This window comes from Streptomyces sp. NPDC048257, assembly GCF_043201855.1.
Lineage (GTDB): Bacteria > Actinomycetota > Actinomycetes > Streptomycetales > Streptomycetaceae > Streptomyces.
In genome coordinates, this window is the sequence record NZ_JBICZI010000015.1 from 47,985 (window position 1) to 72,596 (window position 24,612).

General features: G+C 70.2%; 25 protein-coding genes. 15 read left to right on the plus strand and 10 right to left on the minus strand.

Translation table 11 applies throughout. The features are described from left to right. The first annotated feature begins 4 nt into the window (after positions 1-4). The 4 genes from tpiA (at position 5) to pgi (ending at position 3,466) form a co-directional block, all read left to right on the plus strand. Positions 5-781 (plus strand): triose-phosphate isomerase, encoded by a 777-nt coding sequence (gene tpiA / locus ACGFZK_RS25230; protein WP_393851129.1) that lies wholly within the window; start codon positions 5-7, stop codon positions 779-781. A 130-nt stretch (positions 782-911) separates the two neighbouring features. Then, the gene (secG, locus tag ACGFZK_RS25235; RefSeq protein ID WP_030388924.1) at positions 912-1,142 is read left to right on the plus strand and encodes a preprotein translocase subunit SecG; all 231 of its coding nucleotides are present in this window, start codon (positions 912-914) and stop codon (positions 1,140-1,142) included. Positions 1,143-1,324: 182 nt separating this feature from the next. Continuing rightward, complete coding sequence (locus ACGFZK_RS25240; RefSeq protein ID WP_308312096.1) at positions 1,325-1,660, plus strand: RNA polymerase-binding protein RbpA; 336 nt, start codon at positions 1,325-1,327, stop codon at positions 1,658-1,660. A gap of 150 nt (positions 1,661-1,810) precedes the next feature. Continuing rightward, a complete protein-coding gene (gene pgi, locus ACGFZK_RS25245) occupies positions 1,811-3,466 on the plus strand; it encodes a glucose-6-phosphate isomerase (RefSeq protein WP_393851231.1) in 1,656 nt (551 codons plus the stop codon). A gap of 64 nt (positions 3,467-3,530) precedes the next feature. Here pgi and pgl read toward each other — a convergent pair whose 3' ends face one another. The 5 genes from pgl to tkt all read right to left on the minus strand — a co-directional run bounded on the left by pgl (position 3,531) and on the right by tkt (position 10,280). After that, entirely contained in the window at positions 3,531-4,313 is a 783-nt protein-coding gene (pgl, locus tag ACGFZK_RS25250) for a 6-phosphogluconolactonase (RefSeq protein WP_393851130.1), read from the minus strand. A gap of 155 nt (positions 4,314-4,468) precedes the next feature. Further along, positions 4,469-5,512, minus strand: a complete 1,044-nt coding sequence (gene opcA, locus ACGFZK_RS25255; RefSeq protein WP_393851131.1) for a glucose-6-phosphate dehydrogenase assembly protein OpcA — start codon at positions 5,510-5,512, stop codon at positions 4,469-4,471. Further along, on the minus strand, positions 5,509-7,035 hold the full coding sequence (zwf, locus tag ACGFZK_RS25260; RefSeq protein WP_393851132.1) for a glucose-6-phosphate dehydrogenase: 1,527 nt from the start codon (positions 7,033-7,035) through the stop codon (positions 5,509-5,511). The genes opcA and zwf overlap by 4 nt, the downstream gene beginning before the upstream one ends. A 5-nt stretch (positions 7,036-7,040) precedes the next feature. Beyond that, positions 7,041-8,159: a transaldolase gene (tal, locus tag ACGFZK_RS25265; RefSeq protein WP_393851133.1), complete on the minus strand. Its 1,119-nt coding sequence runs from the start codon at positions 8,157-8,159 to the stop codon at positions 7,041-7,043. Between the two features lie 33 nt (positions 8,160-8,192). Beyond that, the gene (gene tkt, locus ACGFZK_RS25270) at positions 8,193-10,280 is read right to left on the minus strand and encodes a transketolase (protein ID WP_393851134.1); all 2,088 of its coding nucleotides are present in this window, start codon (positions 10,278-10,280) and stop codon (positions 8,193-8,195) included. 327 nt (positions 10,281-10,607) lie between these two features. Between tkt and ACGFZK_RS25275 the strand changes: the two genes are divergently transcribed. The 3 genes from ACGFZK_RS25275 (at position 10,608) to ACGFZK_RS25285 (ending at position 13,164) form a co-directional block, all read left to right on the plus strand. Further along, positions 10,608-11,555: a heme o synthase gene (locus ACGFZK_RS25275; RefSeq protein WP_393851232.1), complete on the plus strand. Its 948-nt coding sequence runs from the start codon at positions 10,608-10,610 to the stop codon at positions 11,553-11,555. A 24-nt stretch (positions 11,556-11,579) separates the two neighbouring features. After that, positions 11,580-11,945 carry a hypothetical protein gene (locus tag ACGFZK_RS25280; protein ID WP_393851135.1) on the plus strand — a complete coding sequence of 122 codons (366 nt, stop codon included), beginning with the start codon at positions 11,580-11,582 and terminating at the stop codon, positions 11,943-11,945. 127 nt (positions 11,946-12,072) lie between these two features. Beyond that, positions 12,073-13,164: an amidohydrolase family protein gene (locus ACGFZK_RS25285; RefSeq protein WP_393851136.1), complete on the plus strand. Its 1,092-nt coding sequence runs from the start codon at positions 12,073-12,075 to the stop codon at positions 13,162-13,164. Here ACGFZK_RS25285 and ACGFZK_RS25290 read toward each other — a convergent pair. From ACGFZK_RS25290 to ACGFZK_RS25305, 4 genes are all read right to left on the minus strand, one after another. Next, positions 13,161-14,150: a heme A synthase gene (locus ACGFZK_RS25290; RefSeq protein ID WP_393851137.1), complete on the minus strand. Its 990-nt coding sequence runs from the start codon at positions 14,148-14,150 to the stop codon at positions 13,161-13,163. The two genes, ACGFZK_RS25285 and ACGFZK_RS25290, sit on opposite strands and share 4 nt — an antisense overlap. Before the next feature lie 4 nt (positions 14,151-14,154). Then, on the minus strand, positions 14,155-15,288 hold the full coding sequence (locus ACGFZK_RS25295; RefSeq protein ID WP_393851138.1) for a hypothetical protein: 1,134 nt from the start codon (positions 15,286-15,288) through the stop codon (positions 14,155-14,157). A 67-nt stretch (positions 15,289-15,355) separates the two neighbouring features. Continuing rightward, entirely contained in the window at positions 15,356-16,138 is a 783-nt protein-coding gene (locus tag ACGFZK_RS25300) for an ABC transporter permease (protein WP_393851139.1), read from the minus strand. Next, the gene (locus ACGFZK_RS25305; RefSeq protein WP_393851140.1) at positions 16,135-17,061 is read right to left on the minus strand and encodes an ABC transporter ATP-binding protein; all 927 of its coding nucleotides are present in this window, start codon (positions 17,059-17,061) and stop codon (positions 16,135-16,137) included. Before ACGFZK_RS25305 ends, ACGFZK_RS25300 begins: the two co-directional genes overlap by 4 nt. A gap of 390 nt (positions 17,062-17,451) precedes the next feature. On the opposite strand from ACGFZK_RS25305, the gene ACGFZK_RS25310 reads away from it, so the two are divergent. From ACGFZK_RS25310 to ACGFZK_RS25345, 8 genes are all read left to right on the plus strand, one after another. Beyond that, positions 17,452-18,213 carry a helix-turn-helix transcriptional regulator gene (locus tag ACGFZK_RS25310; protein WP_393851141.1) on the plus strand — a complete coding sequence of 254 codons (762 nt, stop codon included), beginning with the start codon at positions 17,452-17,454 and terminating at the stop codon, positions 18,211-18,213. Next, the gene (gene sufB / locus ACGFZK_RS25315; RefSeq protein ID WP_393851142.1) at positions 18,210-19,625 is read left to right on the plus strand and encodes a Fe-S cluster assembly protein SufB; all 1,416 of its coding nucleotides are present in this window, start codon (positions 18,210-18,212) and stop codon (positions 19,623-19,625) included. Before ACGFZK_RS25310 ends, sufB begins: the two co-directional genes overlap by 4 nt. Before the next feature lie 79 nt (positions 19,626-19,704). After that, positions 19,705-20,883 carry a Fe-S cluster assembly protein SufD gene (sufD, locus tag ACGFZK_RS25320; RefSeq protein ID WP_393851143.1) on the plus strand — a complete coding sequence of 393 codons (1,179 nt, stop codon included), beginning with the start codon at positions 19,705-19,707 and terminating at the stop codon, positions 20,881-20,883. Next, complete coding sequence (locus tag ACGFZK_RS25325) at positions 20,883-21,200, plus strand: bifunctional 3-phenylpropionate/cinnamic acid dioxygenase ferredoxin subunit (RefSeq protein WP_393851144.1); 318 nt, start codon at positions 20,883-20,885, stop codon at positions 21,198-21,200. Before sufD ends, ACGFZK_RS25325 begins: the two co-directional genes overlap by 1 nt. 7 nt (positions 21,201-21,207) lie before the next feature. Next, on the plus strand, positions 21,208-21,972 hold the full coding sequence (gene sufC / locus ACGFZK_RS25330; protein ID WP_351291360.1) for a Fe-S cluster assembly ATPase SufC: 765 nt from the start codon (positions 21,208-21,210) through the stop codon (positions 21,970-21,972). Beyond that, positions 21,969-23,225: a cysteine desulfurase gene (locus ACGFZK_RS25335; protein WP_189973804.1), complete on the plus strand. Its 1,257-nt coding sequence runs from the start codon at positions 21,969-21,971 to the stop codon at positions 23,223-23,225. Before sufC ends, ACGFZK_RS25335 begins: the two co-directional genes overlap by 4 nt. Before the next feature lie 22 nt (positions 23,226-23,247). Beyond that, complete coding sequence (gene sufU, locus ACGFZK_RS25340) at positions 23,248-23,709, plus strand: Fe-S cluster assembly sulfur transfer protein SufU (RefSeq protein WP_393851145.1); 462 nt, start codon at positions 23,248-23,250, stop codon at positions 23,707-23,709. Then, positions 23,706-24,050, plus strand: a complete 345-nt coding sequence (locus ACGFZK_RS25345) for a metal-sulfur cluster assembly factor (RefSeq protein WP_215020285.1) — start codon at positions 23,706-23,708, stop codon at positions 24,048-24,050. Before sufU ends, ACGFZK_RS25345 begins: the two co-directional genes overlap by 4 nt. A 283-nt stretch (positions 24,051-24,333) precedes the next feature. Here the strand turns inward: ACGFZK_RS25345 and ACGFZK_RS25350 are convergent, their stop codons facing one another. Then, a complete protein-coding gene (locus ACGFZK_RS25350) occupies positions 24,334-24,603 on the minus strand; it encodes a hypothetical protein (protein ID WP_393851146.1) in 270 nt (89 codons plus the stop codon). Between the last annotated feature and the right edge of the window lie 9 nt (positions 24,604-24,612).

The following is a 24,612-nucleotide window of genomic DNA, read 5'->3' on the forward strand; positions in this document are numbered from 1 at the left end:
CCGTATGACCACGCGCACCCCGCTCATGGCGGGCAACTGGAAGATGAACCTCAACCACCTCGAGGCCATCGCCCACGTCCAGAAGCTCGCCTTCGCCCTCGCGGACAAGGACTACGACGCCGTCGAGGTCGCGGTCCTGCCGCCCTTCGTCGACCTGCGTTCGGTCCAGACCCTGGTCGACGGCGACAAGCTGAAGATCAAGTACGGCGCCCAGGACATCGCGGCGCACGACTCCGGTGCCTACACCGGTGAGATCTCCGGCCCGATGCTGTCGAAGCTGAAGTGCACGTACGTGGCCGTCGGCCACAGCGAGCGCCGCCAGTACCACGGCGAGAGCGACGAGATCTGCAACGCCAAGGTGAAGGCCGCCTTCCGGCACGGGATCACCCCGATCCTGTGCGTGGGCGAGGGCCTGGACGTCCGCAAGGCCGGCCAGCAGGTCCCGTACACGCTGAGCCAGCTCGACGGCGGCCTGGCGGGCGTCCCCGCCGAGCAGGTCGAGTCCATCGTGATCGCGTACGAGCCCGTCTGGGCCATCGGGACCGGCGAGGTCGCCACCCCCGACGACGCCCAGGAGGTCTGCGGGGCGATCCGCGGCCGTCTCGCCGAGCTGTACTCGCAGGAGCTGGCCGACAAGGTCCGCATCCAGTACGGCGGCTCCGTGAAGTCCGGGAACATCGCGGCGATCATGGCCCAGCCCGACGTCGACGGCGCCCTGATCGGCGGCGCGGCGCTGGACGCGGAGGAGTTCGTCAAGATCGTCCGCTTCCGCGACCAGTGAGTATGCGGTAGGGCCGATCCGTCGTACCCTTGCGGGGGCCAGGGGCTGAACCATCAGCCGCTGGCCCCCGCGCACATCCCCGCAAAGCCGGAAAGCCTGAAAAGCCAGAAAGTAGGAATCAGCCGTGATTATGGGGTTCTCGATCGCCCTGATCGTCTTCAGCGCCCTGCTGATGCTGCTCGTGCTGATGCACAAGGGCAAGGGCGGCGGCCTCTCCGACATGTTCGGCGGCGGTATGCAGTCGTCGGTCGGCGGTTCCTCCGTCGCGGAGCGCAACCTGGACCGCATCACCGTGGTCGTCGGTCTGCTGTGGTTCGCGTGCATCGTCGCGCTCGGCCTGCTGATGAAGTCGAGCAGCTGACCGTTCTGGCCATTCCGGCAGTCCGGTCGGCACCACCCGGCCTATCATGGGGGTCGGCGTTCATGGCGTGGAATCAGTAACTCCGCTCACTGGACGTGCGTTGGGCCTTACGTAGACTTGGGCGCTCCGCGGCGGGAAATCCACACACACTCCGCGGCACCATCACGCAGGGAGTTACGACCGTGGCAAGTGGCAACGCGATCCGTGGTAGCCGGGTCGGAGCGGGGCCGATGGGTGAGGCAGAGCGCGGCGAGTCCGCGCCCCGCCTGCGCATCTCCTTCTGGTGCTCGAACGGGCACGAGACGCAGCCGAGCTTCGCCAGCGACGCGCAGGTGCCGGACACATGGGACTGCCCGCGCTGCGGGTTCCCGGCCGGCCAGGACCGGGACAGCCCGCCCGCGCCGCCGCGCACCGAGCCCTACAAGACGCACCTGGCGTACGTACGGGAACGGCGCTCGGACGCCGACGGCGAGGCGATCCTCGCCGAGGCGCTCGCCAAGCTCCGCGGCGAGATCTGAGACGGCCCGAAGAGCGTGACACGAGGCCCGGTCCCACAGGAACTTCTCCTGTCGGACCGGGCCTCTTTGTGTGCGTTCTGCCGCTTGTGATCCCTTAAGTTGGAGAACGGCGGGGCACGACAGGACGGAAGAAGTGGGTTGATGTCCGAGATGAATGCAGGCAGCCGTACGAAGCTCAACCGGACGCCCGAGTGGCTGGCACTCGGCAAGCACCGGGAGGAGCTCGGGCAGACGCACCTGCGGGAGCTGTTCGAGGAGAATCCGGGCCGCGGCGCCGGCTACACCCTGCAGGTCGGCGACCTGCACATCGACTACTCGAAGCACCTCGTCACCGACGAGACGCTCACGCTGCTCCGCGAACTGGCCGAGGCCACCGGGGTGGCCGAGCTGCGCGAGGCGATGTTCCGTGGCGACAAGATCAACACGACCGAGGGCCGGGCGGTGCTGCACACCGCCCTGCGCGCACCGGCGAACGCGGTCGTCGAGGTGGACGGCGAGAACGTCGTCCCCGAGGTGCACGCCGTGCTCGACAAGATGGCCGCCTTCTCCGACCGGATCCGGTCGGGGGCGTGGACCGGCTTCACCGGCAAGCGGATCAGGAACGTCGTCAACATCGGCATCGGGGGCTCCGACCTGGGCCCGGCCATGGCGTACGAGGCCCTGCGCGCCTTCACCGACCGCGATCTGACGGTGCGCTTCGTCTCCAACGTCGACGGCGCGGACCTGCACGAGGCCGTGCGGGACCTGGACCCGGCCGAGACGCTGTTCATCATCGCCTCCAAGACCTTCACCACCGTCGAGACCATCACCAACGCCACTTCGGCGCGCGGCTGGCTGCTGGCCGGGCTCGGCGGCGACCAGGCCGCCGTGGCACGGCACTTCGTGGCACTGTCGACCAACGCCGAGAAGGTCACCGACTTCGGCATCGATCCGGCCAACATGTTCGAGTTCTGGGACTGGGTCGGCGGACGCTACTCCTTCGACTCGGCCATCGGCCTCTCGCTGATGATCGCGATCGGCCCGGCCGCCTTCCGGGAGCTGCTCGGCGGCTTCCACACCATGGACGAGCACTTCCGTACGGCGCCCGCGCACGAGAACGTCCCGCTGCTGATGGGCCTGTTGGGGATCTGGTACATCGCCTTCTTCGACGCCCAGTCGCACGCGGTGCTCCCCTACAGCCACTACCTCTCGCGCTTCACGGCGTACTTGCAGCAGCTCGACATGGAGTCCAACGGCAAGTCCGTGGACCGCGACGGCAATCCGGTGGACTGGCAGACGGGCCCGGTGGTCTGGGGCACGCCCGGCACCAACGGGCAGCACGCCTACTACCAGCTCATCCACCAGGGCACCCGGGTGATCCCCGCGGACTTCATCGGCTTCGCCCGGCCGGTCGCGGAACTGGAGGCGGCCCCGGCGGCCCAGCACGACCTGCTGATGGCGAACTTCTTCGCGCAGACCCAGGCGCTGGCCTTCGGCAAGACGGCGGACGAGGTGCGCGCCGAGGGCGCCCCGGAGTCGCTGGTCCCGCACAAGACCTTCCACGGGAACCACCCGACCACCACCATCCTGGCCGGCGAGCTCTCCCCGGCGGTGCTGGGCCAGCTCGTCGCGCTCTACGAGCACAAGGTGTTCGTCCAGGGCGCGGTCTGGAACATCGACTCCTTCGACCAGTGGGGCGTCGAGCTCGGCAAGGTGCTCGCCAAGCGCATCGAGCCCGCGCTGAGCGAGGGCGCGGACGTGCCGGGGCTGGACGCCTCGACGAAGGCCCTCGTGGCCACGTACCGCACGCTGCGCGGCCGTAGCTGACCCAGGTGCGAGAAGGGCCCGCCTCCCGGGATCGGGGGGGCGGGCCCTTCTGCGTCGGCCGTCGTCAGGAGGAGGCCGGGGGGTACATGCCGGTCGGGAGCTTGGCCGCGGCCGCCCGGTCCAGGAGCCACAGGGTGCGCGAGCGGCCGTACGCCTCCGCGGCCGGGGCCTGGACCCCGCCCGCGCCGCCGAGGGCCAGGGAGACCGCGCCGGCCTTGTCCTCGCCCGCGGCCAGCAGCCAGACCTCACGGGCCGCCCGGATCGCCGGGAGCGTGAGTGAGATCCGGGTGGGCGGCGGCTTGGGGGCGCCGTGCACGCCGACCACCGTGCGCTCGGTCTCGCGGGCCGCCGGGTGCTCCGGGAAGAGCGAGGCCACGTGCGTGTCCGGGCCCACGCCCAGCATCAGCACGTCGAAGCGGGGGACCGGGCCGTGGTCCTCGGGGCCGGCCGCCTTCGCCAGCTCGGCCGCGTAGGAGGCCGCCGCGGCGTCCACGTCGGCCCCGTACGGGCCGTCCGAGGCGGGCATCACGTGCACACGGGCGGGGTCCACCGGGACCGCGTCCAGGAGGGCCTCGCGGGCCTGGGTGTGGTTGCGCTCGGGGTCCTCGGCGGGGACGTACCGCTCGTCGCCCCACCACAGGTCCAGCCGGGCCCAGTCGATCGCGTCCCGCGCCGGGGCGGCGGCCAGCGCCGCGAGCAGGCCGTTGCCGTTGCGTCCGCCGGTGAGGACGACGGACGCGGTGCCGCGGGCCGCCTGCGCGTCCACGACCTTCGTGATGAGCCGGGCCGCGGTGGCCTGGGCCATCAGTTCCTTGTCCCGGTGGACGACGACCTGGGGAGTCGTCATACCCATGTGCTGCCGCCTTGTCGGTAGGTCTGGGGTGCGGGTGCCGCTGCGCGGACCCGGTCCTCAAACGCCGGACGGGCTGGGAATCCAGCCTCGCCCGGCGTTTTGGGGCGCGGGGTCTGGGGCGGAGCCCCAGTACGGTCCCGCAGGAGCCGCTACTTGGCCGGGGCCTTCTTCGCCGGCTTGGCGGCCGGCTTGGCCGCGGGTTTCGGGGCCGGTGCCGCCTCGGCCGGAGCCGCCTGCGCCGGGGTCTGCGCCGCCGCAGGCTCCGTGGAGGCCTCCAGCCTCGCCACGCCGAACTTCAGCGAGGCCTCGTACGTGTTGTCCGGATCCAGCCTGCGCAGCTCCTCCGCCAGAAGCTCGGCCGTGTCGCGGCGCTTGAGCGCCACCGCACGGTCGGGCTGTCCCGGCATGCACAGGGTGGCCAGCGCGCCGTCCGCCCGGTCCAGGACGATGTCGCCGTCCTTGGTGGACAGCCGGACGGCCGTCAGGCCCGGGCCCGACGACAGCGTGCGCTTGACGGGGACCTGGAGCCGGTCCGCCAGCCACATGGCCAGCAGCTCACAGCTCGGGTTCTCGTCCTCGCCCTCGACGGTCGCCGAGACGACCGACAGGGCCTGCTGGTCCAGTGCCGCCGCCAGCATGGAGCGCCACGGGGTGATCCGGGTCCACGACAGGTCCGTGTCCCCTGGGGCGTACGCGGCCGCCCGTCCGCTGAGCGCCCTGATCGGGTCCTCGCAGGAGTACGTGTCCGTGATCCGGCGCTGTCCCAGCGCACCCAGCGGATCGCCCGCCAGGTCCGCGGGGGCACCGTCCGGCCACCAGACGACCACGGGGGCGTCCGGCAGGAGCAGCGGGAGAACCACCGACTGGGCGTGGTCGACCAGTTCGCCGTGAAGGCGGAGCACAACCGTTTCACCACTGCCGGCGTCCGCCCCGACGCGGACTTCCGCGTCGAGCCGGGCGTCGCGGCGGCTGCGCGGCGAGCGGCTGACCCGCTTGATGACGACGACGATCCGCGAGGGGTGTTCGTGGGACGCGTCGTTCGCCGACTTGAGCGCGTCGTACGCGTTCTCCTCGTCGGTCACGATCACCAGCGTGAGGACCATGCCGATGGCCGGCGTGCCGATGTCCCGGCGTGCCTGCACCATCGCGGCATTGATCTTGCTGGAGTTGGTCTCCGTGAGGTCGATCTTCATGGCCGGCGCCAGCTCCGTCCGTCTCGTGCGAGCATCTCGTCCGCCTCGACCGGCCCCCAGGTGCCCGCCGGGTACTGCGCGGGCTTGCCGTGCTTGTCCCAGTACTCCTCGATCGGGTCGAGGATGTTCCAGGACAGTTCGACTTCCTGGTGACGCGGGAAGAGGTTCGCGTCGCCGAGGAGCACGTCGAGGATGAGCCGCTCGTACGCCTCGGGGCTCGACTCCGTGAAGGACTCGCCGTAGGCGAAGTCCATCGTGACGTCCCGGACCTCCATGGAGGTGCCCGGAACCTTGGAGCCGAAGCGGACCGTCACGCCCTCGTCCGGCTGGACCCGGATGACCAGGGCGTTCTGCCCCAGCTCCTCGGTCGCGCCCGACTCGAACGGCAGGTACGGGGCCCGCTTGAAGACGACCGCGATCTCGGTCACCCGGCGGCCCAGGCGCTTGCCGGTCCGCAGGTAGAACGGGACGCCCGCCCAGCGGCGGTTGTTGATCTCCAGCCGGATGGCCGCGTAGGTGTCGGTCTTCGACTTGGGGTCGATGCCGTCCTCTTCGAGGTACCCGACGACCTTCTCGCCGCCCTGCCACGCGGCCGCGTACTGGCCGCGCACCGTGTGCTTGCCCAGGTCCTCCGGCAGCTGCACCGCCGTCAGCACCTTGAGCTTCTCGGCCACCAGCGCCTTGGGGTGGAAGGAGCCGGGCTCCTCCATCGCGGTCAGCGCGAGCAGCTGCAGCAGGTGGTTCTGGATGACGTCACGGGCCGCACCGATGCCGTCGTAGTACCCGGCCCGGCCGCCGATGCCGATGTCCTCGGCCATGGTGATCTGTACGTGGTCGACGTACGACCGGTTCCAGATCGGCTCGAACATCGTGTTGGCGAAACGGAGCGCCAGGATGTTCTGGACGGTCTCCTTGCCGAGGTAGTGGTCGATCCGGAAGACCTCGTCACGCGGGAAGACCTCGTGGACGACCTTGTTGAGTTCCTCGGCGCTCTTCAGGTCGTGTCCGAAGGGCTTCTCGATGACGGCACGCCGCCAGGAGCCCTCCTTCTGCGCCAGCCCGTGGTCCTTGAGCTGCTGGACCACCTTGGGGAAGAACTTGGGCGGGACGGACAGGTAGAAGGCGAAGTTGCCGCCCGTGCCCTGTGCCTTGTCCAGCTCCTCTATGGTCGCCTTCAGGGTCTCGAAGGCGGCGTCGTCGTCGAAGTCGCCCGAGACGAAACGGCAGCCCTGCACGAGCTGCTGCCACACTTCCTCGCGGAAAGGCGTCCGGGAGTGCTCCTTGACCGCGTCGTGGACCTCCTGTGCGAAGTCCTCGTCCTGCCACTCGCGGCGGGCGAACCCGATCAGCGAGAAGCCCGGCGGGAGCAGGCCGCGGTTGGCCAGGTCGTAGACGGCAGGCATCAGCTTCTTGCGCGACAGGTCACCCGTAACGCCGAAAATGACCAGGCCGGACGGCCCCGCGATACGCGGGAGCCGCCGGTCCTGTGCGTCACGAAGCGGGTTCGCTCCGTTTACAGACAAGGTGTTCAGGCCTCCGTGGGGGCGAGGCGCTCAAGCTCCGCCTCGGTCGACTTCAGCAGGTCGTTCCAGGACGCCTCGAACTTCTCGACGCCCTCGTCCTCGAGCAGCTGCACCACATCGTCGTACGAGATGCCGAGCTTCGCGACCGCGTCGAGCTCGGCGCGCGCCTGCTCGTAGGTGCCGCGCACGGTGTCGCCCGTGATCTGCCCGTGGTCCGCGGTGGCCTCCAGAGTGGCCTCCGGCATGGTGTTCACCGTGTTCGGGGCGACCAGGTCGTCCACGTACAGGGTGTCCTTGTACGCCGGGTCCTTGACGCCGGTCGAGGCCCACAGCGGACGCTGCTTGTTGGCTCCGACGCGCTCCAGGGCGGTCCAGCGGTCCGAGGAGAAGACCTCTTCGTAGGCCTCGTAGGCCAGACGGGCGTTGGCGAGCGCCGCCTTGCCCTTGAGGGCCTTCGCCTCGTCGGTGCCGACGGCGTCCAGACGCTTGTCGATCTCCGAGTCCACGCGGGACACGAAGAAGGAGGCGACCGAGTGGATCAGGGAGAGGTCCAGGCCGGCGGCCTTGGCCTTCTCCAGACCCGCCAGGTACGCGTCCATGACCTCGCGGTAGCGCTGCAGCGAGAAGATCAGCGTGACGTTGACGCTGATGCCCTTGCCGATGACCTCGGTGATCGCCGGCAGACCGGCCTTGGTCGCCGGGATCTTGATGAGCGTGTTCGGGCGGTCCACCAGCCACGCGAGCTGCTTGGCCTCGGCGACGGTCGCCGGGGTGCTGTGCGCCAGGCGCGGGTCGACCTCGATCGACACGCGGCCGTCCTGGCCGTCGGTGCGGTCGTAGACCGGGCGCAGGATGTCGGCGGCGTCTCGGACGTCCGCCGTCGTGATCATGCGCAGGGCCTCTTCCACGGTGACCCTGCGGGTCGCGAGGTCGGTGAGCTGCTGCTCGTAGCCCTCGCCGCCGCTGATGGCCTTCTGGAAGATCGCCGGGTTGGTGGTGACACCGACCACGTGCGACTGGTCGATGAGCTCGGCCAGGTTGCCGGACGTGATGCGCTTGCGGGACAGGTCGTCCAGCCAGATCGCGACGCCTTCGTCGGAGAGGCGCTTGAGTGCGTCTGTCATGGGATTACATCTCCTACTTGGTCGGTACCGGCGTCAGCGCGCGGCGGCTTCGAGGGATTCCTTCGCTGCGGCCGCCACGTTCTCGGCGGTGAAGCCGAACTCGCGGAAGAGCACCTTCGCGTCGGCCGAGGCACCGAAGTGCTCCAGCGACACGATCCGGCCGGCGTCGCCGACGTAGCGGTGCCAGGTCAGGCCGATGCCCGCCTCGACCGCGACGCGGGCCTTCACCGACGGCGGCAGGACGCTCTCCTTGTACTCCTGGTCCTGCTCCTCGAACCACTCGACGGACGGCATCGAGACGACCCGGGTGGGGACGCCCTGGGCCTGGAGCTGCTCGCGGGCCTCGACGGCCAGGTGCACCTCGGAGCCGGTGCCGATGAGGAGGACCTGCGCCGGGCCGCCCTCGGCCTCGAACAGGACGTACCCGCCCTTGGCGGCGGCCTCGTTGCGCTCGTACGTCGGCACGCCCTGGCGGGTCAGCGCGAGGCCGTGCGGGGCACCCTTGCCGAAGACCTTGGTGTGGCGGCGCAGGATCTCGCGCCAGGCGACGGCGGTCTCGTTGGCGTCGGCCGGGCGGACGACGTTCAGGCCCGGGATCGCGCGCAGCGAGGCGAGGTGCTCGACCGGCTGGTGGGTGGGGCCGTCCTCGCCGAGACCGATGGAGTCGTGCGTCCACACGTAGGTGACCGGCACGTGCATCAGCGCGGACAGGCGGACGGCGTTGCGCATGTAGTCGGAGAACACCAGGAAGGTGCCGCCGTAGATGCGGGTGTGGCCGTGCAGGGCGATGCCGTTCATGGCCGCGGCCATGGCGTGCTCGCGGATGCCGAAGTGGATGGTGCGGCCGTACGGGTCGGCCTCCGGCAGGGGGTTGCCCACCGGCAGGAACGAGGAGTCCTTGTCGATGGTGGTGTTGTTGGAGCCGGCGAGGTCGGCCGAGCCGCCCCACAGCTCCGGGATGACCGCGCCGAGCGCCTGGAGCACCTTGCCGGAGGCGGCGCGGGTGGCGAGGCCCTTGCCGGGCTCGAAGGAGGGGAGCTTGTCCTCCCAGCCCGCGGGCAGCTCGTTGGCGTTGATGCGGTCGAACTCGGCGGCGCGCTCCGGATTGGCGGTGCGCCAGGCGGAGAAGTCCTTCTCCCACGCGGCGCGGGCGTCGCGGCCGCGGTCCAGGGCCTTGCGGGTGTGCGCGATGACCTCGTCGGAGACCTCGAAGGTCTTCTCCGGGTCGAAGCCGAGGACACGCTTGGTGGCCGCGACCTCGTCGTCGCCGAGCGCCGAGCCGTGCGCGGCCTCGGTGCCCTGGGCGTCCGGGGCGGGCCAGGCGATGATCGAGCGGGCCGCGATGAAGGACGGGCGGCCGGTCTCGGCCTTGGCGGCCTGGAGGGCCTTGAACAGCGCCTTCGGGTCGAGGTCGCCGTTCTCCTGCTGCGCGACGCGCTGGACGTGCCAGCCGTACGCCTCGTAGCGCTTCAGGGTGTCCTCGGAGACGGCCGTCTCCGTGTCGCCCTCGATGGAGATGTGGTTGTCGTCCCAGAGCAGGACGAGGTTGCCGAGCTTCTGGTGGCCGGCCAGCGCGGACGCCTCGTGGGAGATGCCCTCCTGGAGGCAGCCGTCGCCCGCGATCGCGTAGATCATGTGGTCGAACGGCGAGGCGCCCTGCGGGGCCTCGGGGTCGAACAGGCCGCGCTCGTAGCGGGAGGCCATGGCCATGCCCACCGCGTTGGCGATGCCCTGGCCGAGGGGGCCGGTGGTGGTCTCGACGCCGGCCGTGTGGCCGTACTCCGGGTGGCCGGGGGTCTTGGAGCCCCAGGTGCGGAACGCCTCGAGGTCCTCCAGCTCCAGCCCGAACCCGCCGAGGTACAGCTGGGTGTAGAGCGTCAGGGACGAGTGCCCCGCGGAGAGCACGAAGCGGTCGCGGCCCACCCACTCGGGGTCCGCCGGGTCGTGCCGCATCACCTTCTGGAAGAGGGTGTACGCGGCGGGGGCCAGGCTCATCGCCGTACCGGGGTGGCCGTTTCCGACCTTCTGGACCGCGTCAGCGGCCAGGATGCGGGCGGTGTCGACGGCCCGCTGGTCCAGTTCGGTCCACTCGAGCTCTGTGGTGGTCGGCTTGGTGCTCACCGTGGGTCAGGGCTCCTCTCCACATGTATGAATCCCGGTGACGAACGGTGCACCGGCGCGATTCCGAGCCTACCCCTGCAACGGCGTGCAGCTATTCGAGTGCAGGCAGTCCGTCACCGCGCCGCCGGCCCTTGTTCACCCGCCCACCGGCGCCCGGCGAGGCCCGCGCCCCGTATGTATGCACGGTCCGATCGGCCCAACACGAAGCGACCCCGGCGCAGGGCGACGTAAGTGCAACGTCTACAGTGGCGTGGTACGCGCAAGCCTTAACCGGGCCTTCATGTTGTGGGCGGTCCGAGTCGGAGCTTGCTGGATTCTCTCTCAGGGGTGTGCGTGACGGCCGTCGAATCCCGTCCAGCGGGGGTGCTCGGGACGAGCCCCGGTCACCGGCCGCTCGGGACCCGCGTCATGGCTTTCGTGGCATTGACCAAGCCGCGGATCATCGAACTTCTGCTGATCACCACAGTGCCGGTGATGTTCCTTGCCGAGCAGGGTGTTCCGTCGTTGCGGCTGGTCCTCGTGACCTGCCTCGGCGGCTACTTGTCCGCGGGCGGCGCCAACGCGCTGAACATGTACATCGACCGCGACATCGACGCGCTGATGGACCGGACCTCGCAGCGCCCGCTGGTGACCGGCATGGTCAGCCCGCGGGAGTGCCTGGCCTTCGGCCTCACCCTTGCGGTCGTCTCCACCCTCTTCTTCGGCCTGCTGGTCAACTGGCTGTCGGCGGCGCTGTCGCTCGGTGCGCTCCTCTTCTACGTCGTGGTCTACACGATGCTGCTGAAGCGGCGCACCGCGCAGAACATCGTCTGGGGCGGCATCGCGGGCTGCATGCCGGTGCTCATCGGCTGGTCGGCCGTCACGAACGAGGTCTCCTGGGCCGCGGTCATCCTCTTCCTCGTCATCTTCTTCTGGACGCCGCCGCACTACTGGCCGCTGTCGATGAAGGTCAAGGACGACTACGCGCGGGCCGGCGTGCCGATGCTCCCGGTCGTCGCGGGCAACCAGGCCGTGGCACGCCAGATCGTCCTCTACAGCTGGGTGATGGTGGCGGTCTCCCTGCTGCTGACCCCGCTGGGCTACACCGGCTGGTTCTACACCGCGGTCGCGCTGGTCTCGGGCGGCTGGTGGCTGTGGGAGGCGCACACGCTGCACGCACGGGCCAAGGCGGGCATCACGGGTGTGAAGCTCAAGGAGATGCGGCTGTTCCACTGGTCGATCACCTACGTGTCGCTGCTGTTCGTGGCGGTGGCCGTGGATCCCTTCCTCCGCTGATTACTCGCCGGTAGCATGCCTTCCATGGGAGACACCGAAGACACCGCCGCCGCGGACACCGCAGGCGCCGCGGACAAGAAGCAGGACCGCAGGGCCGCCAAGCTGGCCCGGCAGATCGGCGCGTTCGCCAAGCAGCACGGCGGCGCCGAGGGCCAGCTCGCCCACATCGGCCAGGCCGGCACCCGGATCGTGCTCGTGGGCACGGACGGCGGCTGGGGCGACCTGGTCGCCCCCACCTTCGCGGTGGCGCAGCTGGCCGCGGAGAAGGCCGGGCTGACCCTGCACGACGAGTTCGACGGGGAGTTCGCCGCGCGCGTGCGCACGGGCCCGTACGAGTGGACGCGGATGGCCGGCATCCAGCTCGGCGGACGCCGGAACCCGGCGGCCTGAGCCCGGTACGGCGTCCGGGGGACCCGGGAGTGCCGTCTCGGTCAACAGCCCGAGCAACACCTCACACCCCGCTCACCCGTTAGGACGTGTGGAAGCCCCTTCCTCACGTCCGCAACGGGATGCCCGGATGATCGAAACGCCGCACCTGGTGGACCAGTACTGCCACGGAGTACTCCGTACGGAGCTGGGCCTGGGCACCTTCGAGGCCCAGCTGACGCGCTCGGCGGGCCCGCCCGCCGCGGGCACCACCTTCTTCGACACGCAGACCGGCTTCGCGGTGCGCCGCTGGTGCCCGCCGTTGCTGGGGCTGGAGCCGCACGCCACCCCCGCCCGCTATCTGGCGCGGCGGCGCGAGCTGGGCGCGGCCGAGACCGCGCGGCGGCTGCTGAGGGGATCCGGGGTCGCCGCCTACCTGGTCGACACCGGGCCGGCCGGGGACCTCACCGGGCCCAAGGAGCTGGCGCTCGCCGGGGACGCCGAGGTCTTCGAGACGGTCCGGCTGGAGTTGCTGGCCGAGCAGGTCGCCGACACCTCCGGAACGGTGGGCGCCTTCCTCTCCAATCTCGCCGAGGCCGTCCACCACGCCGCCGCCGGGGCCGCGGCCTTCACCTGTGCCACGGCCTTCACCTGCACGGACGCCCCGGCCTTCGAGCCCGATCCGCCCGGTCCCGGCGCGGTGCGCGGGGCGGCCGGGCGGTGGCTGGCCCGGCGGCCGAGGGGCGGAGCCGTCCGGGACCCCGTACTCCTGGCGCACCTGCTGTGGAGCGCGGTGGCGTCGGGGCTGCCGCTCCAGCTGCACACGGGCGCGGTCGACTCCGCGCCGCTGACCGGGTTCGTACGGGCCACCGCGGGCCTGGGCACGCGGCTCGTGCTGCTCGGCGGCTATCCGGACCAGCGCCGCGCCGCGCAACTGGCGGCGGCCTTCCCGCACGTCTACGCGGACACGGGCGCGGCCCTCGGGCAGACCGGGGCGCGGGCCGCGGCGGTCCTGGCGGAGCTGCTGGAACTCGCGCCGTTCGGGAAGGTGCTGTTCTCCAGCGGCGGCCGTCGGCTGCCCGAACTGCACGCGGTGGGCGCCCTGGTGTTCCGCGAGGCGCTCGGCCGGGTGCTGGGCGGCTGGGTCGCCGAGGGTGCCTGGTCCTGGCGGGACGCGGAACGGGTGGCGGCGATGGTCGCGGCGGGCAACGCCCGCCGCCTCTACCGCCTGGATCCGCCCTAGACGGCGGAGAGCTGCGGGTCGCCCTGGGAGGGGGCCTCGGCCTGCTCGGCCGGCCGCTCGCGCAGGCTCAGGGCGATCCGGAGCGCGGCGATCCAGACCAGGCAGGAGCCGAACATGTGGGCGGCGACCAGGGCCTCGGGGACCTGGGTGGCGTACTGCACGTAGCCGATGGCGCCCTGGGCGAGCAGCACGATCAGCAGGTCCCGGGCGCGCGCCCGGGTGTCGGCGGGGGCGTCCACGACGCGCAGCACCAGCCACATCGCGACGGCGAGCGCGCACACCAGCCAGGCGGCGACGGCGTGCAGGTGGGCGGTGGTGTCCCAGTCGAAGGGCATGCGCCTGATCTCGCTGCTGTCACCGGCGTGCGGACCGGAGCCGGTCACGACGGTGCCCGCCGCGATCAGAACGAGGGTGGTCGCGAGCAGTGCCCACGACAGCTTGCGCACCGGGCCGGGCACGCGGGGCCGGGGGGCGCCGTCGCCCTCGCGGGTGCGCTGCCAGGTGACCGTCGTCACGGCGATCAGGGCGGTGGCGAGCAGGAAGTGCCCGGCGACGCTGTAGGGGTTGAGCCCGGTGAGGACGGTGATGCCGCCGAGCACCGCGTTCGCCATCACGATCACGAACTGGACCCAGCCGAGCTGCGTCAGGGAGTGCCGCCAGGGCTTGGCCGAGCGGGCGGCGATGATCCCCCAGCCGACGGCCGCGCTGAGCACGTAGGTCAGCATGCGGTTGCCGAACTCGATGACGCCGTGGAAGCCCTGCTCCTGCGTCACGATCAGGCTGTCGTCGGTGCACTTGGGCCACGTGTCGCAGCCGAGGCCTGATCCGGTGAGCCGTACCGCGCCGCCGGTGACGACGATGACCACGCTCATGACGAGCGCGGCGAGTGCGGCCCGCTGGACGGCCCGGGGTGACGGGGTCCAGCGGCGAGCGATGTGGGCGAGGGGGTTCAACACGCCCCATATCGTAGGCGACCCCTTGTGCAAAGTTTCACGAGGGGTCGGTCATGGGGGCGTCCGGGCCGGCGAGCAGCCGGAACCGGGCCCCCGCGAGGTCGCCCTCCTCGTGCCACCACAGGTGGACGCGCCAATGGCCACCCTCGCCCGGGTAGTCCGCGGAGCTGACGAAGCCGCGTAGCAAATCGTCCGCTACGTCCTTGGCCGTCCGATTCCTTACTTCTGTGGCGCTGTGCCAGGGATGTTCCAGTACGTTCCACAGTCCGTCACTTCCCCGCACCTCGAAGCGCCACACGGCGAGCCAGGGCGTGACCTCCAGCATCGTGCGCACCTGCTCGACGCCGAGCCCCAGCCCGGCCGCGATCCCCGCCTCCGGCACCCCCTGGATACGGGCGGCCACCACGGCTTGGGGCAGCAGCCGTTCGGGCAGCAGACCCTGCGTGCGCAGACTGGCCAGGGAGTCGAAGGCCAGGAAGCGCAGGCGCAGTTCCAGCTGGCGGCCGATGTGGTCGAGGGCCTCCTCGGCGTCCCCGGACTCCTCGGCGGCCGGGTCCGCGAGCAGCAGCTGCCGGAAGTCGGACTCGGCGGCCACGGCCCAGGCCACGGCCTCCTCGGCGGACCCCAGCTCGGCGAGGCGGTCCCCGAGGAACACCTTGGCCTGGGCCAGGCCCCGCCGGTTGACCGGATCCTGCTGGTCCAGGCCCGCCCACACCTCCACCGCGGTCCGGGTCAGATCGCGGGCGCGCTCACCGGCCGCCCGCTCCATGGCGCTCGGCCCCGCGCCGGCCGCCGGACCCAGCGGGTGCCTCGGCAGCCGGGCCCCGTCGCTCAGCGGCCAGGCCAGCCAGACCCCGTGGTTGATCAGCCCGCGGGCGTACCAGCGGGCGAACTCGGGGGAGTGCCCGGCCGCACGCTCGGAGCTGCGCAGCCCCTCCTCGATCGTGGCGAGGGCGCCCGCGCGGTCCCCCGCGGCGAACCGCAGGGTGGCCCGGTCGGCGAGGCGCAGCCCGAGCAGGGCGGTGCACCGCGGGTCGTCGTCGAAGGGGCGCAGCGCCCCGATCAGCTCGTCGAGGAGCCGCTCGCGCTCCCCGGGCTCCGTGTGCTCCTCCCCCGAGCGCACCCGTGCCCATTGCTCGTCCAGCCGTAGAACGGCTTCCCGCTGCACCATGTCCGCCCCCCGGCTTCATGTGTGAGGGGCCCATCCTCGCGGCTGCGCCGCCGCGGGGGGAGGGGTTTCATTCCCAGCGGAAGAGCCGCGCGGCGGCGCCCAGACCGAGTACGGCCCAGCCCGCCAGTACGGCCGCGTCGCCCCACGGCAGCGTCGCCCCGTGCTGGAGCACCTCGCGCAGCCCGTCGGACAGGGCGGAGATCGGCAGCAGCCCCAGTACGGTCTGCACCGTCTCCGGGAACTTCTCCAGCGGCACGATCACCCCGCCGCCGACCAGCAGCAGCAGGAAGACCAGATTGGCGGCGGCCAGGGTCATCTCGGCCTTGAGGGTGCCCGCCATCAGCAGCCCGAGCCCGGAGAAGGCGGCGGTGCCCAGCAGGATCAGCGCGGCGACCGACAGCGGGTCGCCCTGCGGGGACCAGCCCAGCGCGAGGGCGATCACCGTCAGCAGGGCGATCTGCAGCACCTCGGTGACCAGCACCGACAGGGTCTTGGCGGCCATCAGCGCCCAGCGGGGCAGGGGGGAGGCCCCGAGCCGCTTGAGGACCCCGTAGCGGCGGTCGAAACCGGTGGCGATGGCCTGGCCGGTGAAGGCGGTGGACATCACGGCGAGCGCCAGGATCCCCGGCGCGAGGAAGTCGACGGACTTCCCGCTGCCCCCCTCATCGACGGGCACGGTCACGATGTCCACCGCCGAGAAGAGGGTCAGCAGCAACGCCGGGATGATCACGGTCAGCAGCAGCTGTTCCCCGTTGCGCAGCAGCATCCGGGTTTCGAGGGCCGTCTGCGCGAGGATCATGCGGGACACGGGAGCGGCCCCCGGGCGGGGGGTGAACGTACCGGCGCTCATGCGCGCAGCTCCTTGCCTGTGAGCTCGAGGAAGACGTCTTCGAGGGTGTGCCGCTCCACCGTGAGGCTGTCCGGCATCACGCCGTGCTGCGCGCACCAGGAGGCGACGGTGGCCAGCAGCTGCGGATGGACGTCCCCGGTGACCCGGTAGACGCCCGGGGTGAGCTCGGCGGCCTGGGTGCCGTCGGGCAGCGCCTTGAGCAGCGAGGCGAGGTCGAGGGAGGGGCGGCCGGTGAACCGCAGGGTGTTCTCGGCGCCGCCCCGGCACAGCTGCTCGGGGCTGCCGTGGACGATGACCCGGCCCGCGTCCACGATGGCGACCTCGTCCGCGAGCTGCTCGGCCTCGTCCATGTGGTGGGTGGTGAGGACGACGGTGACGCCGTCGGTGCGCAGCTCCCGTACGAGGTCCCAGGTCGCGCGGCGGGCGTGCGGGTCCAGGCCGGCGGTGGGCTCGTCGAGGAAGACCAGTTCGGGGCGGCCCACCACGGCCATGGCGAGGGCGAGGCGCTGCTGCTGGCCGCCGGAGAGCCTGCGGTAGGGGGTGCGGCCGCAGCCGCCGAGTCCGAGGCGTTCCACCAGGGTGTCGACCTCGAGCGGGGCGGCGTACAGCTTGGCCATGTGGCGCAGCATCTCGACGGCGCGGGCTCCGGAGTAGACGCCTCCGGACTGCAGCATCACGCCGATCCGCGGGCGCAGGGCCCCGGCCTGCGCGACCGGGTCGAGGCCGAGGACGCGGACGGTGCCGGCGTCGGGCCGGTGGTACCCCTCGCAGGTCTCCACCATGGTTGTCTTGCCCGCGCCGTTGGGACCGAGGACCGCGGTGACGGAGCCGCTCCGGACGGTGAGGTCCAGGCCGTCCACCGCGGTCTTGGCGCCGTACCGCTTCACCAGTCCGCGGATGTCCACGGCGGGGTCGTTGCTCATGAGGGGTGAGTCTACGGAGCGCGGGGAGGGGGCCCAGGTCCCGGGGTCGGGCCGGCCACGCGCAGCGGGAGTCGCCGTGGCAGTCGCCGTGAGATTCGAACACCGCGAAGTGAATACGGCTTTTTCAGTCGGTTGGCCCTGCGCGGATCGGCATGTTTCCGTGATCTTTTCCGGAACCCGGTGTTTACGGCGCCGGGAGAACCTCTCGGGTGGAGGTGTGCTGGTGGGAGCCGTCCTCGGGGCCGGCGGAGGGGGCCGGAAAGATAGCGGACTACTCCCCTCCGAATAACTCTCCGTCGATAAATTAGGTAACCCTTAGTGATGGAGGCCACCAGGGGTGGCGTCCATCACGGCTTGTCGCCGCTCGGTTAATTACGCAACAATGGCGTTGTGAAATACGGCGAACGGCAGATCGACACCCCTCACGGGGAGCTCGGCACCGGGGAGCGGTCAACCCGCAACCGGGTGGCGCGCTCGATCCTGGACCACGGTCCGTCCACCGTCGCCGACCTCGCCCAGCGCCTCGGCCTCACCCAGGCCGCCGTCCGCCGCCACCTCGACACGCTCGTCAACGACGACGTGGTCGAACCCCGTGAGCAGCGTGTGTACGGTGCGCGGACCCGGGGCCGGCCCGCCAAGGTCTTCGCGCTCACCGACTGCGGCCGCGACGCCTTCGACCAGTCCTACGACACGCTCGCCGCGGACGCCCTGCGCTGGATCGCGCAGTCGGTCGGCGGCGGCGAACAGGGCGAGGTGGCCGTGGCCGCCTTCGCCAGGTCGCGGATGGAGGCGCAGGCGCAGGCCTACAAGGTGGCCGTCGAGGCCGCCGCCCCGCAGGAACGGGCGGAGGCCCTTGCCAGGGCGTTGACCGTGGACGGGTACGCTGCTACGGCGAAGAGCGCTCCCGGTCCGCACAGCGGTGAACAGCTCTGCCAGCACCACTGCCCGGTCGCACACGTCGCCGAGCAGTTCCCGCAGCTCTGCGAGGCGGAGACCGAGGTCTTCTCCCGCCTGCTCGGGACCCATGTGCAGCGCCTCGCCACGATCGCCCACGGCGACGGGGTGTGCACGACGTTCATTCCGCGTAGCGCGAGCACCACACAGACCGACACATCAGTATCTGCAAGTACGGCCGGGAGGAACCCCGCATGACCACGGAGATCGCTCACCCTGAGCTCGATGGCCTGGGCACCTACGAATACGGCTGGGCCGACTCCGACGCGGCCGGTGCCGCTGCCAAGCGGGGTCTGTCCGAAGAGGTCGTCCGCGACATCTCGGCGAAGAAGTCCGAGCCGGAGTGGATGCTCAACCTCCGCCTCAAGGGCCTGAAGCTGTTCGACAAGAAGCCCATGCCGAACTGGGGCTCGGACCTCAGCGGCATCGACTTCGACAACATCAAGTACTTCGTGCGTTCCACCGAGAAGCAGGCCGCTTCGTGGGAGGACCTGCCCGAGGACATCAAGAACACGTACGACAAGCTCGGCATCCCGGAGGCGGAGAAGCAGCGCCTCGTCGCCGGTGTCGCGGCCCAGTACGAGTCCGAGGTCGTCTACCACCAGATCCGTGAGGACCTGGAGGAGCAGGGCGTCATCTTCCTCGACACGGACACCGCGCTCAAGGAGCACCCGGAGCTCTTCCAGGAGTACTTCGGCACGGTCATCCCGGTCGGCGACAACAAGTTCGCGTCGCTGAACAGCGCGGTGTGGTCCGGCGGCTCCTTCATCTACGTCCCCAAGGGCGTGAAGGTCGACATCCCGCTCCAGGCCTACTTCCGTATCAACACGGAGAACATGGGCCAGTTCGAGCGGACGCTGATCATCGTCGACGAGGACGCCTACGTCCACTACGTCGAGGGCTGCACCGCCCCGATCTACTCCTCGGACTCGCTGCACAGCGCCGTGGTCGAGATCATCGTCAAGAAGGGCGGCCGCTGCCGCTACACGACGATCCAGAACTGGTCGAACAACGTCTACAACCTGGTCACTAAGCGCGCCGTGGCGTACGAGGGCGCGACCATGGAGTGGGTCGACGGCAACATCGGTTCCAAGGTCACCATGAAGTACCCGGCCGTCTACCTGATGGGCGAGCACGCCAAGGGCGAGACCCTGTCCATCGCCTTCGCGGGCGAGGGCCAGCACCAGGACGCCGGCTCCAAGATGGTCCACATGGCGCCGAACACCTCCTCGAACATCGTCTCCAAGTCGGTGGCGCGAGGCGGCGGCCGGACCTCCTACCGAGGCCTGGTCGAGATCGGCGAGGGCGCCCACGGCTCGAAGTCCAACGTGCTGTGCGACGCGCTCCTGGTCGACACCATCTCCCGTTCGGACACGTACCCCTACGTGGACGTGCGCGAGGACGACGTCTCCATGGGCCACGAGGCCACCGTCTCCAAGGTCTCCGACGACCAGCTCTTCTACCTGATGAGCCGCGGTCTGACGGAGTTCGAGGCGATGGCCATGATCGTGCGCGGCTTCGTCGAGCCCATCGCGCGCGAGCTGCCCATGGAGTACGCCCTCGAGCTGAACCGGCTGATCGAACTGCAGATGGAGGGATCGGTCGGCTGACCCCGGCCACGCGGCATCCCCGCCGCACATCCTTTGACGTAGGCAGTGTTCTTTAAAGAGAGTGAGCAAGACGACAGCCATGGCTGAGGCTCAGAACATTCCGGCGGGTTCGACCACCGCCGGCGCGATCGCGGTGGCCGCCGAGTCCACCGTTGCCACCCGGATGAGTGCGCCCCCGTCCTTCGACGTGGCGGACTTCCCGGTTCCGAACGGCCGCGAGGAGGAGTGGCGGTTCACCCCGCTCGCCCGCCTCAAGGGCCTGCACGACGGCACCGCGGTCGCCAACGGCACCATGAAGGCCCAGATCGACGCGCCCGAGGGCGTCACGGTCGAGTCGGTGGAGCGCGGCGACGCGCGCATCGGCAAGGCCGGCACCCCGGTGGACCGGATCGCCGCGCAGGCGTACTCGGCCTTCGCCAAGGCCACGGTCGTCACCGTGCCCAAGGAGACGGTGCTCACCGAGCCGGTGCGCGTGACGCTGCACGGCGAGGGCGGCACCACCTTCGGGCACACCGTCTTCGACGTCGAGGCCTTCGCCGAGGCCGTCGTCGTCATCGACCACACCGGTGACGGCGTGCGCGCCGCCAACGTCGACTTCCTCGTCGGCGACGGCGCCAAGCTCACCGTCGTCTCCGTGCAGGACTGGGACGACACCGCCGTCCACGTGTCCCAGCACAACGCACTGATCGGCCGCGACGCCACCTTCAAGTCGATCGTCGTCACCTTCGGCGGAGACCTCGTACGCCTCCACCCGCGCGTGACCTACGCCGGCCCCGGCGGCGAGGCCGAGCTCTTCGGCCTGTACTTCACGGACGCCGGCCAGCACCAGGAGCACCGCCTCCTGGTCGACCACAGCGCCCCGCACTGCAAGTCGAACGTGGTCTACAAGGGCGCGCTGCAGGGCCAGGACGCCCACGCGGTCTGGATCGGTGACGTGCTCATCGAGAAGACCGCCGAGGGCACCGACACCTACGAGATGAACCGCAACCTCGTCCTCACGGACGGCGCGCGGGTCGACTCGGTGCCGAACCTGGAGATCGAGACCGGCGAGATCGTCGGCGCCGGCCACGCCTCCGCGACCGGCCGCTTCGACGACGAGCAGCTCTTCTACCTGCAGGCCCGTGGTATCCCGGCCGACGAGGCTCGCCGCCTGGTCGTCCGCGGCTTCTTCGCGGAGCTCGTCCAGCAGATCGGTGTCGACGACATCGAGGAGCGCCTGCTCACCAAGATCGAGACCGAGCTCCAGGGTTCCGTCTGATGAATTACGTCAAGGCCTGTGCGCTCAGCGAGCTGGAGGAGAACACCCCGAAGCGGGTGGAACTCGACGGCACGCCGGTGTCCATCATCTCCACCGAGGGGGAGGTGTTCGCGATCAACGACATCTGCTCGCACGCGAACGTCTCGCTCTCGGAGGGCGAGGTCGAAGACTGCATGATCGAGTGCTGGCTGCACGGGTCGGCCTTCGACCTGCGCACCGGCAAGCCCTCGGGTCTGCCCGCGACGCGCCCCGTACCCGTATACCCCGTAAAGATCGAAGGGGACGACGTGCTCGTCTCCCTCACCCAGGAGTCCTGAGGTATCCATGGCAACGCTTGAAATCCACGACCTGCACGTCTCCGTCGAGGCCGAGAACGGCGCCCGCGAGATCCTCAAGGGCGTCGACCTCACCGTCAAGCAGGGTGAGACGCACGCCATCATGGGTCCGAACGGCTCCGGCAAGTCCACCCTGGCCTACTCGCTCGCCGGTCACCCGAAGTACACCATCACCGGTGGCACCGTGACCCTCGACGGCGAGGACGTCCTGGAGATGTCCGTCGACGAGCGCGCCCGCGCCGGCGTCTTCCTCGCCATGCAGTACCCGGTCGAGGTCCCCGGTGTCTCGGTCTCCAACTTCCTGCGTACGTCGGCCACCGCCATCCGCGGCGAGGCGCCGAAGCTGCGTACCTGGGTGAAGGAGGTCAAGTCCGCGATGGAGCAGCTCCACATGGACCCGGCCTTCGCCGAGCGCAACGTCAACGAGGGCTTCTCCGGCGGTGAGAAGAAGCGCCACGAGATCCTGCAGCTGGAGCTCCTGAAGCCGAAGATCGCGATCCTCGACGAGACCGACTCCGGCCTGGACGTCGACGCGCTGCGCATCGTCTCCGAGGGCGTCAACCGTGTCCGCGAGACGGGCGAGGTCGGCACCCTGCTGATCACGCACTACACGCGCATCCTGCGCTACATCAAGCCCGACTTCGTGCACGTGTTCGCGAACGGCCGTATCGCCGAGTCCGGTGGCGCCGAGCTCGCCGACCAGCTGGAGGCCGAGGGTTACGACAAGTACGTGAAGGGTGGCGCGACCGCGTGACACAGCTGCCTGGCCTCCTCGACATCGAGGCGATCCGCAAGGACTTCCCCCTGCTGGATCGTGTGGTCCACGACGGGAAGAAGATCGTTTATCTGGACAACGCGGCGACTTCGCAGAAGCCGCGCCAGGTGCTCGACGCGCTGAACGAGTACTACGAGCAGCACAACGCCAACGTCCACCGTGGCGTGCACGTGCTCGCCGAGGAGGCCACGGCGCTGTACGAGGGCGCTCGCGACAAGGTCGCCGCCTTCATCAACGCGCCGAGCCGCGACGAGGTGATCTTCACCAAGAACGCCTCGGAGTCGCTCAACCTGGTCGCGAACATGCTCGGCTGGGCGGACGAGCCCTACCGGGTCGACCGTGAGACCGAGATCGCCATCACGGAGATGGAGCACCACTCCAACATCGTGCCGTGGCAGCTGCTCTCGCAGCGCACCGGCGCGAAGCTGAAGTGGTTCGGCCTCACCGACGACGGCCGGCTCGACCTGTCCAACATCGAAGAGGTCATCACGGAGAAGACGAAGATCGTCTCCTTCACGCTGGTCTCCAACATCATGGGCACGGTCAACCCGGTCGAGGCGATCGTCCGGCGCGCCCAGGACGTCGGCGCCCTCGTGCTGATCGACGCCTCCCAGGCCGCCCCGCACATGCCGCTGGACGTGCAGGCCCTCGGCGCCGACTTCGTGGCCTTCACCGGCCACAAGATGTGCGGCCCGACCGGCATCGGCGTCCTGTGGGGCCGCCAGGAGCTCCTGGAGGACCTGCCTCCGTTCCTCGGCGGCGGCGAGATGATCGAGACCGTGTCGATGCACGCCTCGACCTACGCCCCGGCGCCCCACAAGTTCGAGGCGGGTACGCCCCCGATCGCCCAGGCCGTCGGCCTCGGCGCGGCCGTGGACTACCTGAGCGCGATCGGCATGGACAAGATCGCCGCGCACGAGCACGCGATCACCGAGTACGCGATCAAGCGCCTCGCGGAGGTGCCCGACCTGCGGATCATCGGCCCCACCACGGCCGAGGACCGCGGCGCCGCGATCTCCTTCGTCCTGGGTGACATCCACCCGCACGACGTCGGTCAGGTACTGGACGAGCAGGGCATCGCGGTCCGCGTGGGACACCACTGCGCGCGCCCCGTCTGCCTGCGCTACGGAATTCCTGCGACGACGCGAGCGTCTTTCTACCTGTACTCCTCTCCGGCCGAGGTCGACGCGCTGATCGACGGGCTGGAGCACGTACGGAACTTCTTCGGCTGACGGACGAGGCGACGAGGACGCAGTGAAGCTGGATTCGATGTACCAGGAACTGATCCTGGACCACTACAAGCACCCGCACGGGCGTGGCCTGCGCGACGGCGACGCCGAGGTGCACCACGTCAACCCGACGTGCGGTGACGAGATCACGCTGCGCGTGAAGTACGACGGCGAGACGCTGACCGATGTCTCGTACGAGGGCCAGGGCTGCTCCATCAGCCAGGCCAGCGCGTCCGTACTGAACGAGCTGCTCGTGGGCAAGGAACTGTCCGAGGCGCAGAAGATCCAGGCTGTCTTCCTGGAGATGATGCAGTCCAAGGGCAAGATCGAGCCCGACGAGGCCATGGAGGAGGTGCTGGAGGACGCGGTCGCGTTCGTCGGCGTCTCCAAGTACCCGGCTCGTGTGAAGTGTGCTCTGCTGAGCTGGATGGCGTGGAAGGACGCGACGGCCCAGGCTCTGGGCGACGCGGAGAGGAAGACGGCATGACCGAGAACGCGACGCCCGAGGCGTCGATCAAGCCGGCCACCGAGGAGGAGGTCCGCGAGGCCCTCTACGACGTGGTCGACCCCGAGCTGGGGATCGACGTCGTCAACCTGGGCCTGATCTACGGCATCCACGTCGACGACGCGAACATCGCCACCCTCGACATGACGCTGACCTCGGCGGCCTGCCCGCTGACGGACGTCATCGAGGACCAGGCGAAGTCGGCGACGGACGGCATCGTCAACGAACTTCGCATCAACTGGGTCTGGATGCCGCCGTGGGGCCCGGACAAGATCACGGACGACGGCCGCGAGCAGCTCCGCGCGCTCGGCTTCAACGTCTGATCGCCGCTCGACCACCGCATGACCGAGGGCCCCCGACACACTCGTGCCGGGGGCCCTCGGGTTTTCCGGAACGCTGTTCTCCGGGTGGACGGGTGGTGTGCGGAGTCGTCCACCGCGGCCGAATCTTCTCGACGGCCGTCACGACGCTGCGGCCGTAGACGAGAGGACCTTCCGTGCCCGTTCGTTTCGCCGCCGGGACCGCCGGGACCGCCGGCGCTGCCGCACGGCTGGTCGGCCTGGCCGGCTCCTGGGCCGCGGACGACAACTCCGACCCGTACGCCCTCTACCAGTGGGACGGCGTCCCCGGCCACGCGCCGGTCAAGCGGCTGGACCTGGCGACCACCGACCCCGGCGGCTGGGAGGCCATCGTGGAGGTGCCGGAGCTGTCGGTGCCGGGTGCCCGGGTGCAGCTGTTCACCGACGGCGGGTCCGCGGACCTGTACGGGCACGGCACGGAGGCCAAGGACCTGACGCACGCCGAGTGGAAGAAGGCCCGGGCGGCCTGCTTCACGCTGGGCTGGTTGCCGCCGGCGATGTGTACGTCCGTACGCATGGATGTGTA